Below are 12479 nucleotides of genomic sequence, written 5' to 3'. Positions count from 1 at the left end.
GTCAGCGACAGAACTCCGCGCAGCCGGCTTCCCAGAATGCTTTGCCGGATTCAAGCGCCGGCACGGACGGGCGCGGCTTGCGGCCGGGCAGGTCGGCGGGGACGGGCTTCACCTGTTCCCACCAGCCATGGGCACATTGCGAGCGGAAGGCCATCTGGTCGGAGATCGAGGTGCCCTCCTGCTCCAGAACCTTGTCGAGCGCTGCGCAGGTTTCGCGCAGGCGCGTGTCATGGGCGTCGCTCGGATCGTTGACGTAGTCGTGGAAAGCTTCAGTGAAGTTCTCCATCTCGCGGGCGATATGCGGCCAGTCGGAGCGCCCGAGATTCCAGGCGTCCATCCATTCGCGCACGACGGTTTCGACAGCCTCGGCCTTCGGCTTGTCCTTGACCTTGCGAGCCGTGGTCAGCATGTGGCGCATCAGTTCCGCGCGGGCATGGGCGTGGCGGGCGCGGAGCGCTGCCTCCTGCATCTGCGCGATGGCTTCCGCCGCTTCCTGCTGCAGTGCTTCGACGAAATGCGGCATGTCCGGGTCTTTCAAGGCAACGTGGCGAGGCGTTCGATCATGCGCTCGAACAGGTCGTGGGCCTTCACGGCTGAGACGACATGGGCGTTGGGCTCGCGCCTGAGGCGGCCATTCCAGTCGATCGTGGTGCGTCCGCGCAGAGGACCGTCGCCGGTCTCGACCGTGACGAAGCAGTCGCGGCCGTCGAACAATTCCGGCCAGAGCAGGAAGGCGATGACGCAGGGGTCGTGCATCGGGTGGCCGTCGCTGCCGAGCCCGCCGGGGCGTGGACGTGTCAGCATGCCATGGACGGCCTTGCCGGCGGCGTTGCCGAGGGCGCCGATGCGGGCGATCTGTTCATGCTTGGCGATGGCCTGGAGCGTGACGCCGAGGCCCAACATCACGATCGGCCGGCCGCAGTCGAAGACCACCGCTGCCGCATGCGGGTCGACATAGGTGTTGAACTCGGCGGCAGGCGTGATGTTGCCCAGCCCGATGGCGCCGCCCATCAGTACGATGCGTTTGACCTTCGGCAGGATGTCGGGCGCGAGCCGAAAGGCCAGCGCCAGATTGGTCAGCGGCCCGAGCGGGCAGAGCGTGATGCCGTCCGCAGGAGCCGCGCGGCAGAGATCGATGATCGCCTGCACGGCATGGCCGGGTGCGGCGTCGCTCCTTGGTTGAGGCAGGTCGGCGCCATCCAGCCCGTCCGGGCCGCAGACGAATTCCGCGGTTTCGAGCGAGAAGACCAGCGGGCCCTCGGCGCCACGATACACGGGGACATCGCCCCGGCCGGCGAGATCGCAGATGCGCAGGGCATTCGCGGTGGTCTGCGCGACCGGGACATTGCCGGCGACGGTGGTGATGGCCCTGAAATCGACCTGTTCGGCGCTGGCGCAGGCCAGCAGCAGGGCGACGGCGTCGTCCTGGCCGGGATCGGTATCGATGATGATGGCTTCACGCATCGCTTCACGCTGCCTTGGCGTTGCCGGCCATGATCATATGGGCGATGTCGTCGGCGGTGAGGTCGCCGAGCGGCCGGTCCACATATTTGCGGCCAGCGCCCATGATGACGACGCGGTCGGCCAGCGCCACGACATCGCGCATGTTGTGGCTGATCAGGATGACGGTGCGCCCGTCGGCCTTGAGCTTGCGGATGAGATCGAGGACGAGCGCGCTCTCCTTGACGCCGAGCGCGGCCGTCGGCTCGTCCATGATGATGATCTCGGCGTTCCAGCGCAGCGCGCGGGAGATCGCGACCGCCTGGCGCTGGCCGCCCGAGAGCCGCTCGACCGGCCGGGTCATATCGGTGACGGCGGCGGAGAGCTGTGAGAGATAGCGCTGCGATTCCGCGATCATCCTCTTCTTGTCGAGGATGCGTAGGAAGGGCAGCAGCAGGGGCTTGGTCAGTTCCGAGCCCATGAAGACGTTCTGGGCAATCGAGAGGCGCGGGGCCAGCGCGAGGTCCTGGTAGATCGTCGCGACGCCGTTCTCCAGCGCATCGTGCGGCGAGGCGAAGGTGACCGGCTTGCCGCGCAGGCTGATCGTGCCGCTGGTTGCCTCCTCGGCGCCGGAGATCACCTTGATTAGGCTCGACTTGCCGGCGCCATTGTCACCGCACAGCGCCACGACCTCGCCCTTGAAGATGTCGAGATCGACATCGCGGACGGCGACGACCGGGCCATAGGCCTTGCCGATGCCGCGCAGCGAGAGGAGGGAGGTGGGGTCGGTCATGGTCTGTCCGGGCATTGGCAGGCGCAAGGTTCCGTCACGCCCAGGGCAGGCCCGAGCATGACGGCCTGCACGCTCACTTCTTCAGGAACTGCTGGACGTTGTTCTTGTCGACCAGCACGGCTTCCGTGAAGAGATAGGGGCCGGAGGTGATGCTCTCCTTCGGCTTTTTTTCGACGACGATCGCCTGGATGGCGTCGACCGCTTGCTTGCCCATCTCGTCGAAGGGAACGGCGACGGTCGCCATGAAGGTCGAGTTCGGATCGGCGATGCGCTCGTAGCTTTCCTGGCCGCCATCGACCGAGACGAGCGGGATCTGGCCCTTCTTCACCCCTTGAGCCTGCAGCAGGTCGTCGATGATGTAGGCCTGGCCGTCGAAGGAGGCCCAGATGCCGTTGATCTTGCCCTGGTTCTGCAGCAGCAGCGCCTGCATGCCGGCGCGGACGTCGTCGCGCCAGCTCTGGGTACGGGCCATCGAGAACTTGCCGAGCTCCTTCACCGCCTGGTTCTCGGCGAGCACGGCGTCGAGCAGGCGGCCGCGGATGCGCGAGGCGACGTTGAGGTCGAAGCGGGCCGAGACGATATTGCCCTGATAGCCGAGCTGGCCGAGCAGGTAGAGCGCGGCATCGGCGCCGACCTTGTACTCGTTGGTCTGGATGTCGAAGAGCGCATGCGGGCTCGAACCCGACTGCACGGTGATCACGGGGATCTTGGCGTCCTTGGCCGCCTTGAACTGGGCGTCGGCCTCGACCGGCTTGCCCATGGCGATGATGATGGCGTCGACCTTCTTGGCGATCAGCGCGTCGAACTGCTCGGCATGCTTGGGCAGCGCGCCTTCCGAGTTCAGCAGCGTGACGTTCCAGCCCTTGGCCTTGGCGGCGGCGGCAGCCGCATTGGCGACGCGGGCATGCGTTTCCGAGGTGAACTGGAAGCCGATGATGCCGAGCTCGAAGGCCTGAGCCGATTGGCCGAGCGCGACGAGCGCGGCGGCGGCGACCAGCAATTTCCTGAAACCGAACATGAAACCCACTCCCCTCATTTTGTTTGTTGTTGTCGCGATCAGACCTTGAACGCCGCCTTCTTCATCGCGCTGGCCGAGAAGGCGACCGAGCCGATGATGATCGCGCCGAGCACGATGTCCTGGATGTAATAGGGCGCGCCCATCAGCACCAAGCCGTTGCCGAGCACCTTGAGCACCAGCGCCGCAAAAACCGTGCCGGGGATGTTCGGCTTGCCGGGCTCGAACATGGTCATGCCGAGCAGCACGGCGGCGATGGCATAAAGCAGGTAGTCGCCCGCCATGTTCGGCGCGGCCGAGGACAGGTTGGCGGCGAGCAGCATGGCCATGAGGCCGGCGAAGACGCCGGAGAGCAGGAGGCCGATGCGCTTCATCCGTGCGGTGGCGATGCCGGCGAGCCGCGCGGCCTCGTCCGCCTCGCCGGTCGCGACCATATGCGCGCCGGTCCGGGTCCATTTGACGAGGCCGTAGGCGAAGAGCGTGGCGCCCGCCATCCAGAGCACGAGGTTGGGGATGCCGAAGGAGTAGCCGCGGGCGAGCCCGGTGAAGCCGACCGGCCAGCGCCCGACGAAGGCGACGCCCTGCGTGATCATGAAGGCGAAGCCCTTGGCGATCGCCGCGGTGCCCAGCGTCATGATCAGCGAGGGGATGCGCAGGACGGTGACGCCGTAGCCGTTGAGCGAGCCCAGCACGATGCCGACGCCAATCGCGGCGCTCACCGCGACGGCCGGAGGATATTGGGCATGGACCAGCCAGCCGCAGACGACAGCCGCGAGGCTCGCCATTTCCGCGACGGAGAGATCGAGTTCGGCCACGGTGAAGGCCAGCGCGAAGCCGAGCGCGAGGATGGCGAGGAAGCTCGTATCCTTCAGCACGTTGATGATGTTCATCGTGCTGGCGAAGTTCGGCGCGAAGATCAGGAAGAACAGGATCAGCGCGAGGCCGGCGAGCGCCGTGCCGTAGCGTCCGATCAGTTCGCGCGGGTCGATGCGGCCCAAGCTCAGCTTCCCTTCTTCGCGATCATGCGTGCCGGCGCCCTGCTTCGAATCGCCGGCATGAAGCGTCCTTTACGTGGCGCTTGTCGCGTTGGCGAGGCCGGGCAGCGCGGCCGTGTTCTGCGCCAGCGCTACGAGATCGGCCGAGATCGGGGCCAGCGCCGCTTCGCTCTGCCGATAGAGTGCATAGAGCGCGTTATAGGCCGGGCGGCGGGCCGGGTCGGGCGCATAGCAGCGGGCGATGGTCACGAGGGCATCCTGCGCGGTCTCCAGCGAGGCGAAGCGGCCGAGGCCGGTCCAGGCGATGATCGCCGCACCGAGCAGGCCGGGCTCTCTCGCCGTGCCGACCGCAATCGGGCGGCCGCAGATATCGGCCTTGACTTGCGCCCAGACCGGATTGGCGGCCGCGCCGCCGCCGAAGCGGATCTCCTCGACGCGGGTGCCGAGCGCCCCTTCCGCCCGCTCCAGCACGAGCCGGTTCAGGCAGGCGACGCCTTCGAGCACGGCATAGGCGAGATCGGTCGGGCCGTGCCGGCGGCCAAGCCCGATGAAAGCGCCGCGCAGGTTCGGGTCCCAATAAGGCACGCGCTCGCCCTGCAGATAGGGCAGGAAGATCAGCGGCTGCGAGTGGCGCGGACCTGCGAGAAGGCGCTCGATCGTCTCGCCGACAGGGCCTTGCCCACCGAGCAGGCCCGCGAGCCAGGCGGCTGTGTCGGCGCCGTTCTGGCTGGGGCCGCCGACATGCCAGAGGCCACGCCAGTCGACGGAGATCAGCCCCTCGGCCTCCGCCTGATCGGGACCGAGCACGCCGAGCACTTCGGTGGTACCGGAGATGTTGTAGGCATAGCCCGGCCGCAGCGCACCGAGCCCCGCGACGGCCGCCCAGGTATCGTTGCAGCCGCAGAAGACGGGGATGCCGGCGAGCCTGTCGAAGGGGGCGGGCAGGCCGGTGATGACGGAGCCGACGATATCGATGGGTTCGAGGATCGCCGGAATGACGCTTGGCGAGAGACCCACTGCTTCAAATGCCGAGTGGCCATCGACGCTTTCAGTGCAAGCGATCAACCGCGCCAGCGAAACCGGGTCGCTCGCTTGTCGGCCGGTCAGTCGGAAATTCAGGTAGTCCTTGGGTTCCAGCACGCAGGCGAGCGCTTGGGCGTGTTCCGGCTCGTTCTCGACCAGCCAGGCGAGGCGCGCGAGCGGGTGAAAGGCGTTGATCCGCCCGGCTTCGGGATGATCGGGCAGCCTCTCGCGCAGGCGAGCGGCAATGCCGTCGGAGCGCGCGTCCTTCCAGGTCATGGCCGGGCGCAATTCCTGCCCTTGATGGCCGAGGAAGACCTGCGTCCGGGTCACGCCGCAAATCGCGATGCCCTGGACGCTTGCGAACAGATCTGGTGCTTGTTCGGCGAGCTTGGCGGTAGCCTCGAGCAGCTGTGCCCACCAGGCCGTAGCCCAGACTTCCGAGTGGTCGAGATGGTCGTTCAAAGCGGGGCCGGGAACGGCATGGTCCGCTCTCGTCACACCATGCTCATCGATCAGCGCGGCGCGGAAGCTGCTGCCGCCGAGATCGCAGGCGAGAACGACGTTCATCGGAGGCACCTGGACAGCAACATAGGTGTCATTGCGGACAAGCCGCGAAGCGGCGCCGATCCGGAATCCATCACAAGGCTCTGCGCTCTGCGATAGGCTCCGGGTCAAGCCCGGAATGACGGCGTTTCATCATTGGAAACACACCGCAAATCGTCACGAAGTCAAGAAACCGATGGCGTCATGCCAGCCGTGCCGCCTTCAGGATGTCGTCGACCAGGCGCTGTGAAGCGAGCGCTTCCTCGCCGGTGACGACGGGGTCGCGGCCCTGAGCGATCGCATCGAGGAAATCGGCGATGACGGCGCGGTGGGCGTCATGGGGGAAATCCATGATGTTGGCGCCGCTGCCGGTCGAGCCCTCGGCCTCGACGATCTCCTCGCGCCCGTCGAGAAAAGCGAGGCGCAGGCGCCCGCCGATGAGGGCGGCAAAACCCTTGGTGCCGGTGATTTCGATGCGCTCGGGATAGCCCGGATAGGCGGCCGTGGTCGTCACCAGCGTGGCGGGGGCGCCGTTGGCGGTCTCCAGCAGCGCGGAGACGTAATCCTCGGTCTCCATGCGGTGGAGGGCGGTCGTGCGGGCCTGCGCCGCGACCACTTTCGATACGCCGACAAGCGAGCGGAACAGGTCGAGCGAGTGGATCGCCTGGGTCAGCAGTACGCCGCCGCCGTCACGGCCGAGCGTGCCGCGGCCGGGCTCGTCATAGTAGCTCTGTGGGCGCCACCAGGGCACGGAGAGGAAGGCGGCTTCGATGGTGCCGAGCTCGCCCGATTGCAGGGCGGCCTTCAGGCGCAGGCTGGCCGGGCGGAAGCGGTGCTGGAGGGTCACGCCGAAGGTCCTGCCCGTCCGGCGGGCGGTATCGACGAGGCGCTGGCCGCGCTCGCTGGTGAGTTCCAGCGGCTTCTCGACGAGAACATGTTTGCCGGCTTCGAGGCAGAGCGCGGAGACGTCGAGATGGCTCGACGGGGGTGTCAGCACGATGCAGGCATCGACCGCCGGGTCGGCCAGCACGGCGTCGAGATCGGTCGTGGTCGGGAACGGGAATTGCCCGGCATAGGCCTTAGCCCGATCCGGCGTGCGGCTCACGGCCCAGCGCGTCTCGGCGCGATCAGCGAGGTCGAGCAGGCTTTTCGAATGCGGCAGAGAGGCGGGGCCGAGCCCGATCACGGCGATGCCGAGCTTGCGTGTCATGTCAGGTGCTTCCTCAAGCGCGGGGCTTCGCCGGCAGCCACACCGCCTTGGCCTGCGCCTCCAGCGCGAGCCGGCAGACGGTGAAGACGTGGCGCTGGCTCATCGCGGTTTCGCTGCGCGCGCCGATATCGGCAATCAGGTTGCGGAAGTAGGTCAGCGGCTCGCTGGAGGCGTCGATATGGCGGGTGCCGGCCTTGTCGACGAGGAAGACATGGTCGGTGCCCGGGCGGCCGGCGATGTCGACATATTTGCGCAGCTCGATCGTGCCTTCGGTGCCGAGGATGGTCAGGCGGCCGTCGCCCCAGGTCGGCAGGCCGTCGGCCGTGAACCAGTCGACGCGGATATAGCCGCCGGCCCGGTCGCTGCGCAGCAGGACTTCGCCGAAATCCTCGAAATCGGGCAGGTCGGGCACGCCGAAATGGCCGGTGCCGGAAGCAACGATCTCCGCATCGTCCGAGCCGGTGAAATGCAGGAACTGATCGATCTGGTGCGAGGCGATGTCGGTGAGGATGCCGCCATAATGGCGCTTGTCGAAGAACCAGCCTGGCCGGATCGCGCGGTTGAGCCGGTGCGGGCCCATGCCGAGCGTCTGCACCACGCGGCCGATCGCGCCGTCCGCGATCAATTTGCCGGCGATGAGCGTGGCTGGAACGGTGAAGCGCTCGGAGAAGCAGATCGAGAAGATGCGGCCGGTTTCGGCGACCGCCTGCTCGACGGCGGCGAGCTGGTCGAAATCGGTGACGCCGGGCTTGTCGACCATCACGTCCTTGCCGGCCCGCATGGCGCGGATGGCCAGTGCGGCGCGCTCCGCCGGGATTCCGGCGCAGACGATCAGGTCGATCGACGGGTCGTCGATCAGCCGGGCGGCCGTGCTCTCGGGCAGGTCGGGGAAGCGCTCGCGGAAGCCTGTGAGGACGCGCTCGTCGCTGGTCGCGGGATCGAAGCCGACGCAGGTCGCGCCGGCTTCGAGGAGACCGTCGACCATATGGTAGATATGGCGGTGGTCGAGGCCGATGGCGGCGAACTTCATCGCTATTGCGGCGCGCCGTGGCCGACGCCGACCTCCTGGTCCCAGCGCCGGAAGGCGGCGACGAGACGCTCAGGCGTCAAGGGCGGGCGGGTCGGCAGGCTGGTGATCAGCCCGTCATATTCCGTCCGGCCGTACTCGGCGAGGATATCGCGGCTCTCCTGCGGCGCCATGGCGAGCGTCACGCCCTTGACCGCCGGACCGGGGTAGAAATAGCCCTTGTCGTAGGTCACGGCCTGCGCTTCCGGCTTGAGCATGTAGGCCATCAGCGCGACCAGCGCCGGCATCTTGTCGGCCGGGACACCCTTGGGGATGCACATGAACTGGGTGTCGGGAATCCAGTGCGTGTTGGCGAGGACGAAGACCTTCGCCTCCTTCGGCACGATGCCGAGCACGCGCGGGTTGATGTCCCAGCCCAGCGTCGAGACGATGACGTCGCGGGTGCCCTCGCCGAGCTCCTTCATCGTCGCGGCGGTGCCGCCCGGATAGTAGTCGATGCCGGTGCCGAGTTCCTTGAGATAGGCCCAGCTCTTGTCCCAGCCCTTGATCGGATCGGTCGGGTCGGCATCGCCGAGGATGTAGGGCAGGCCCATGAGCCAGGTCCAGCCGGGGCCGGAATTGATGGGGCGGGCATAGGTGAATCGCTTCGGGTTCTGCTTGACATAGGCAAGCAGCTCTTCCGCCGTCTTCGGCACGGTCTTGAGGCGATCGGGCGCGTATTCGAAGAGCGGGCCGGAGGGCGAATAGACGACGGCGACGCCCTCGTTCTGGCCGAAATTGCGCTGCATCATCAGCGCCTGCTCGTGATAGACCTCCTCGGGCTTCGGCAGGTCCTTGGCATGGGACTTCCAGACATCGACCCAGAGCCCCTGCTGGATGCCGTCCGACATGGCGCCGGGGCCGGTGAGCACGAGGTCGATATCGACCCGGTTGGCCGCCTGCTGCGCCTTGAGCTTCGCCGGCAGTTCCGGAGAGGGCGCGCGCGAGAAATTCAGGCGCGAGATCAGCTTCGGATTGTCCTTGGCGAATTTCTCGATGGCCGCCTGCGTGAGCTGAAGATTGCCGGCGACATCGATGATGTTGAGCGAGACGGGCGCGTTCTGCGCCAGCGCTCCGCCGGCTTTCAGCGCAGCGAGGCCGGCAGCTCCGGCCATGACGGTGCGACGTGTCGGATGGTTCATGATCTCTCCCTGGGTTGCGGCTCTCTTTTGCGATGCCATCAGCGACATCCGGAGCATTTGACTGGGATACTAGTGCACCACTTTGGGAGGCGCCAGCGGATTCGGCGGCATGGCTGGCTCCGCGCCGGGACATGGCGAAGCGGGTCGATCAGGCCTGTTCGAGCAGCAGCGCCTCGGTCGCGCGGCTGAGCAGGGGGGCGGCGGCACCGTGGATCTCGTAGAGATGGCTGGCGGGCACGCCGGCGAGATCGGGCACGGCGAAGCCATCCATCGTGCCCTCTGCCCGGAACAGCGTGTTGAACCGGGCCCAGAGCTGCGGATTGGCGGAGAAGGGGCCGCTAACCGCGATCCGGGCCGGGAAGAGCAGGCGGCAGGCATTGGCGAGCGCGCGGGCGAGCAGCGCTGCCGCCATCTCCAGTTCGGGCAGGGCCAGCAGGTCGAGCCCGGCGAGCTGCCGGGCGAGACGCACCTCGTCCTGGTCGAGATCGGGCCAATGCCGGCGCAGCGCGGGGAGCAGCGACCAGAGCGCGGCGCCGGTTTCGAGGCAGGCGGTGTTGCCGCAGCCGCAGCGGCGCTCCCCCAGCGCGGCGAGGCGCCAATGGCCGATCTCGCCGAAGGAGCCGGTCGGCGCGAAGGGCTCGCCGTCGACCGCGTAGGCGAGACCGACGCCCCAGCCCCAGTGCAGCAGGATCGTCCCGCCCGCGAAATTCTCGGGCTCGCGGGCAGCGCGGGCGCGCAGTTCGGCATCGAGATTGCGGCAGATCGTGACCGGGCCAGCCACGGGTTCGAGCACCGCGGCGATGTCGAGCCCGCGCATGCGCGGCCAGCGCGAGGCCAAGAGCCATTGCCCCTGCTTCAGGTCGATCAGGCCGGAGAGCGAGACGGCGGTGCCGGCATGGCTCATGCCCGGTGGCATCGCGTCGATGAGGTCCCGTGCCAGTTTGGCCATGGCCTCGGCGATGGCGGCGTTGTCGGCATCGGCGGCGATGGGGCGGCGGCGCTCGGCGACGAGATGGCCGTTGAGATCGACCAGCGCGCCCGACAGCGACTGGCTGGAGACATAGATCACGGAGGCGCCGATGCGGCGGGTATGGGCGACGAGGATCGCCGGTGGCCGCCCGCGCCCGCTCGTCTCGCCGGTGGCCTCGATGACGAGGCGGCGCGCGATGAGATCTCCGACAACGCGCGAGACGCTGGTCGAGCGCAATTGCAGGATACGTCCGATATCGGCGCGGGAATGGGCCTCGCCATTGAGGATCAGCCGGTAGATCCGGGCGCAATCCCGGTCATGGGCGAGGGCCAGGCGGGTTTCGTCGAGCGTCAGCAGGGACAAGGCGGGCTCTATTCGGAACGGTTGCGTTCAAAATTAATCATTGCGTTTCGGCCGAAGCTTCATAAGCTCGCTTTCAGAATATCGGAAATTTTCTGACACAAAAGGTTCAAAATTCGATGATCGAGATGCATGTCGCTTCCGACAAGGAAGAGCTCGGCCGGCAGGCGGCGGCGGCTGGTGCGCAGGCGATCCGCGACGAGCTTGCTCGCCATGGCGAGGCGACGATCATCGTGGCGACCGGCGCCAGCCAGTTCGAAATGCTGAACCATCTCGTCGCGGCCGAGGGCATCGACTGGTCGAAGGTCACGGCCTTCCATCTCGACGAATATGTCGGCCTGCCCGAGAGCCATCCGGCGAGCTTCCGGCGCTATCTGCGCGAGCGCTTCATGGCGCCGCTGAAGAACGCGCCGACCTTCATCCCGGTCGAAGGCGAGGGCGATCCCGCGGCGGCGGTGAAGCAGCTCAACCAGCAGATCGCCGGCAAGCGCATTGCGGTCTGCTTTGCCGGGTTCGGCGAGAACTGCCATCTCGCCTTCAACGATCCGCCGGCCGATTTCGACACGGAAGAGCCGTATCTGGTCGTCAATCTCGACGATGCCTGCCGGCAGCAGCAATTCGGCGAGGGCTGGTTCCCAAGCTTCGACGCCGTGCCGCAACAGGCGATCTCGATGAGCATCCGCCAGATCCTGAAGAGCGAATTGATCGTCCTTTCGGTCTCGGACACGCGCAAGGCCGCGGCCACGAAGGCGGCGCTGGAAGGCCCGGTCAGCAATCTCAGCCCGGCCTCGATCCTGCAGACGCACAAGCGGACCGTGCTGTTCATCGATCCGCCGGCTGCCTCGCTGCTGAGCCGGAAAGGCTGAGAATGCGCACGCCCGGCCTCGTCGACCTGCAGGTGAACGGCTTTGCCGGGGTGGATTTCAACTCCGGCACGATCACTGCGGCCGAGCTCGACCGGGCGCTGGAGGCGATGCTGGCGACGGGCGTCACGATCTGCCTGCCGACGATCATCACGGCGCATCCGCATGAGCTGGAACAGCGCTTCCGGGCGCTCGACGCGGCCGTGACAGGAAGCAGGCTCGGACCGCTGATGTGCCCGGGCTATCATCTCGAAGGCCCGTTCCTGAACCCGTCGGCCGGCTATGCCGGCTGCCATCCGCCCGACGCGATGACGGCGGCGACCACCGACCTTGTCGCACATCTCGAAACATTGCTGTCGCGGCCGATCCTGATGGTGACGCTGGCGCCGGAGGTCGAGGGCGGCGTCGCGCTCGCCGGCCAGCTGGCAGGGATGGGCAAGATCGTCGCGATCGGCCATTCGGCCGCCGATTTCGAGGCTGTCGAGGCCGCCGCTGCCGCGGGAGCAACGCTCTCGACCCATCTCGGAAACGGCCTGCCGCAGCAGATGCACAAGCTGGTCAATCCGCTCTTCGCGCAGCTCGCCGAGGATCGTTTGATGGCCGGCTTCATCGCGGACGGCATCCATATCCATCCGAAGGCGCTGAAGAGCCTGATCCGGGCCAAGGGCTTCGAACGTTCGATCCTCGTCACCGATGCCGTGGTCGCGGCGGGCGCGGTGCCCGGCCGCTACAGCTTCGCCGGCATGCCGGTCGATCTCGCCGCCGACGGCTCGGTGCGCCAGCCCGGGGGCACCTCGCTGGCGGGTTCGGCACTGAAGCTCGACGATGCCGTCCGCAACGTCGTCGCCTGGGGCATCGCGACGCCCGACGAAGCGGTCGCGATGGCCTCGACCCATGCGCTCGCCTGCATCGCCGGCGCATTGGCCGGGGCCGGCATCAGCTTGCCGGAGAGCGCGATCGACTGGTCGCCGGAACTCCATGTCCGCAGCGCTCGCATCGGCAGCGAGCGCCGCGATTTTGCCGCCTGAAGACGTCACCAACCAAAGCAAGAAGGGGAGA

The 12479-nt window shown here is 67.4% G+C and carries 12 protein-coding genes; 2 read left to right on the top strand and 10 right to left on the bottom strand.

All coding sequences use genetic code 11. The features are described 5' to 3' along the window. Position 1: 1 nt before the first annotated feature. From BLQ70_RS22995 to BLQ70_RS22950, 10 genes are all read right to left on the bottom strand, one after another. Positions 2–523 carry a hypothetical protein gene (locus BLQ70_RS22995; protein ID WP_091861836.1) on the bottom strand — a complete coding sequence of 174 codons (522 nt, stop codon included), beginning with the start codon at positions 521–523 and terminating at the stop codon, positions 2–4. 11 nt (positions 524–534) lie between these two features. After that, the gene (locus tag BLQ70_RS22990; protein ID WP_091861832.1) at positions 535–1464 is read right to left on the bottom strand and encodes a nucleoside hydrolase; all 930 of its coding nucleotides are present in this window, start codon (positions 1462–1464) and stop codon (positions 535–537) included. A gap of 4 nt (positions 1465–1468) precedes the next feature. After that, positions 1469–2233 (bottom strand): ATP-binding cassette domain-containing protein, encoded by a 765-nt coding sequence (locus tag BLQ70_RS22985; protein ID WP_091862034.1) that lies wholly within the window; start codon positions 2231–2233, stop codon positions 1469–1471. Positions 2234–2306: 73 nt separating this feature from the next. Next, positions 2307–3251: a sugar ABC transporter substrate-binding protein gene (locus BLQ70_RS22980; protein WP_061965773.1), complete on the bottom strand. Its 945-nt coding sequence runs from the start codon at positions 3249–3251 to the stop codon at positions 2307–2309. 38 nt (positions 3252–3289) lie between these two features. Next, positions 3290–4246 (bottom strand): ABC transporter permease, encoded by a 957-nt coding sequence (locus tag BLQ70_RS22975; RefSeq protein WP_244512128.1) that lies wholly within the window; start codon positions 4244–4246, stop codon positions 3290–3292. A gap of 69 nt (positions 4247–4315) precedes the next feature. Then, positions 4316–5833 (bottom strand): xylulokinase, encoded by a 1518-nt coding sequence (locus BLQ70_RS22970; protein WP_091861829.1) that lies wholly within the window; start codon positions 5831–5833, stop codon positions 4316–4318. A 178-nt stretch (positions 5834–6011) separates the two neighbouring features. Beyond that, the gene (locus tag BLQ70_RS22965) at positions 6012–7019 is read right to left on the bottom strand and encodes a Gfo/Idh/MocA family protein (protein ID WP_091861824.1); all 1008 of its coding nucleotides are present in this window, start codon (positions 7017–7019) and stop codon (positions 6012–6014) included. A gap of 13 nt (positions 7020–7032) precedes the next feature. Next, the gene (locus BLQ70_RS22960) at positions 7033–8049 is read right to left on the bottom strand and encodes a Gfo/Idh/MocA family protein (RefSeq protein ID WP_091861821.1); all 1017 of its coding nucleotides are present in this window, start codon (positions 8047–8049) and stop codon (positions 7033–7035) included. 2 nt (positions 8050–8051) lie between these two features. Continuing rightward, on the bottom strand, positions 8052–9227 hold the full coding sequence (locus tag BLQ70_RS22955; RefSeq protein ID WP_091861818.1) for an extracellular solute-binding protein: 1176 nt from the start codon (positions 9225–9227) through the stop codon (positions 8052–8054). Between the two features lie 148 nt (positions 9228–9375). Then, positions 9376–10560, bottom strand: coding sequence for an ROK family protein (locus tag BLQ70_RS22950; protein WP_170843506.1), 1185 nt, complete (start codon positions 10558–10560; stop codon positions 9376–9378). Positions 10561–10676: 116 nt separating this feature from the next. On the opposite strand from BLQ70_RS22950, the gene BLQ70_RS22945 reads away from it, so the two are divergent. Together BLQ70_RS22945 and BLQ70_RS22940 are read left to right on the top strand one after the other, a co-directional pair. Further along, the gene (locus BLQ70_RS22945) at positions 10677–11423 is read left to right on the top strand and encodes a 6-phosphogluconolactonase (RefSeq protein WP_091861812.1); all 747 of its coding nucleotides are present in this window, start codon (positions 10677–10679) and stop codon (positions 11421–11423) included. Between the two features lie 2 nt (positions 11424–11425). After that, a complete protein-coding gene (locus tag BLQ70_RS22940; protein ID WP_091861809.1) occupies positions 11426–12448 on the top strand; it encodes an N-acetylglucosamine-6-phosphate deacetylase in 1023 nt (340 codons plus the stop codon). Positions 12449–12479: the final 31 nt, after the last annotated feature.

The organism is Allobosea robiniae, from assembly GCF_900102525.1.
Taxonomy (GTDB): domain Bacteria; phylum Pseudomonadota; class Alphaproteobacteria; order Rhizobiales; family Beijerinckiaceae; genus Allobosea; species Allobosea robiniae.
Note: the sequence above shows the minus strand (reverse complement) of the source record. Positions and strands in the feature narration are given on the sequence as shown.

Excerpts from the sequence above, each read along its gene's own strand:
- BLQ70_RS22960 (WP_091861821.1), bottom strand. The coding sequence starts at position 8,049 with ATGAAGTTCGCCGCCATCGGCCTCGACCACCGCCATATCTACCATATG.
- BLQ70_RS22955 (WP_091861818.1), bottom strand. The coding sequence starts at position 9,227 with ATGAACCATCCGACACGTCGCACCGTCATGGCCGGAGCTGCCGGCCTC.
- BLQ70_RS22985 (WP_091862034.1), bottom strand. The coding sequence starts at position 2,233 with ATGACCGACCCCACCTCCCTCCTCTCGCTGCGCGGCATCGGCAAGGCC.
- BLQ70_RS22990 (WP_091861832.1), bottom strand. The coding sequence starts at position 1,464 with ATGCGTGAAGCCATCATCATCGATACCGATCCCGGCCAGGACGACGCC.
- BLQ70_RS22965 (WP_091861824.1), bottom strand. The coding sequence starts at position 7,019 with ATGACACGCAAGCTCGGCATCGCCGTGATCGGGCTCGGCCCCGCCTCT.
- BLQ70_RS22970 (WP_091861829.1), bottom strand. The coding sequence starts at position 5,833 with ATGAACGTCGTTCTCGCCTGCGATCTCGGCGGCAGCAGCTTCCGCGCC.
- BLQ70_RS22945 (WP_091861812.1), top strand. The coding sequence starts at position 10,677 with ATGATCGAGATGCATGTCGCTTCCGACAAGGAAGAGCTCGGCCGGCAG.
- BLQ70_RS22995 (WP_091861836.1), bottom strand. The coding sequence starts at position 523 with ATGCCGCATTTCGTCGAAGCACTGCAGCAGGAAGCGGCGGAAGCCATC.
- BLQ70_RS22980 (WP_061965773.1), bottom strand. The coding sequence starts at position 3,251 with ATGTTCGGTTTCAGGAAATTGCTGGTCGCCGCCGCCGCGCTCGTCGCG.
- BLQ70_RS22940 (WP_091861809.1), top strand. The coding sequence starts at position 11,426 with ATGCGCACGCCCGGCCTCGTCGACCTGCAGGTGAACGGCTTTGCCGGG.